This window comes from Actinoplanes sp. G11-F43 (genome assembly GCF_050589265.1).
In the GTDB taxonomy this organism is placed as follows: domain Bacteria; phylum Actinomycetota; class Actinomycetes; order Mycobacteriales; family Micromonosporaceae; genus Actinoplanes.
Map to the genome: position 1 here is coordinate 1 of NZ_JBNZCE010000113.1, position 1,065 is coordinate 1,065.

General features: G+C 68.1%; 1 protein-coding gene. It reads left to right on the forward strand.

Features of this window, described 5'->3' with window-relative positions; all coding sequences use genetic code 11:
- Nucleotides 1-96 precede the first annotated feature (96 nt).
- Nucleotides 97-1,065 (forward strand): beta-ketoacyl synthase N-terminal-like domain-containing protein (locus ACQ0O7_RS45155; protein WP_430792110.1); only part of this gene is annotated, 969 nt, incomplete at its 3' end.

The window sequence follows — 1,065 nt, forward strand, 5'->3', positions numbered from 1 at the left end:
GGGTTCGCTGAGCAGCGGCGGGCGAGGGGTCTTCCCGCGACGTCGATCGCGTGGGGTGTGTGGGATAGCCGCGATTGGGATGCCGTCGATGCGGCGATGGCGCAGGGCGCGGGTGCGGTCACGCCGAGTCGTTTGCGCCGGCAGGGCATGAACTTCCTGGACACCGACAGGGCACTGACCGCGCTGGGTGAGATCCTGGCCGAGGACGAGACGTTCATCGCCGTCGCCGACGTGGAATGGGAACGATTCGCTCCGGTCTTCCGGCTGGCCCGTCCCCGTCCGCTGCTGGACACGATTGCCGAGGCCCGGGAGACGGACACCGCTGCGGAGACGGATGACCGCGGCGAATACGCGTCCCTGCTCATCGTGATGTCCGCCACCGAGCGCCGGCGTGTGGTGATCGAGCTGGTCCGTTCACATGCCGCCGCGGTGCTGGGATACGGCGTGGGGGAGGAGGTCCCGGCGGAGCGGGCGTTCCGGGACGTCGGTTTCGACTCGCTGACCGCCGTCGAGCTGCGTAACCGGCTCAACGCGGCCACCGGGGTCCGCCTGCCCGCCACCATCGTTTTCGACTACCCCAACCCGACGGCTCTGGCCGAGGAGATCCTCTCCCGGCTGCTGGGTTCGGCGGTGAAGCAGGTCACCACGACGGTGTCGCAGGCGCCGACCGAGCCGATCGCGATCGTCGGCATGGCCTGCCGGTATCCGGGTGGGGTCAGCAGCCCCGAAGAGTTGTGGGAGTTGCTGGTCAATGGTGGTGACGCGATCTCGGGTTTCCCGGCGGATCGTGGCTGGGACGCGGCGGCGCTGTTCGACGCCGATCCGGACGCCGAGGGATCCACATATGTGACCGAGGGCGGGTTCATCAGGGCGGCTGGAGAGTTCGATGCGGAGTTCTTCGGGATCAGTCCGCGTGAGGCTTTGGCGATGGATCCGCAGCAGCGGTTGTTGTTGGAGACGTCGTGGGAGGCGATTGAGCGGTCGGGTATCGATCCGGCTTCGTTGAAGGGGTCCGGCACCGGGGTGTTCGTGGGTGCCACCACGTCTGATTACGCCGCGGCTGTG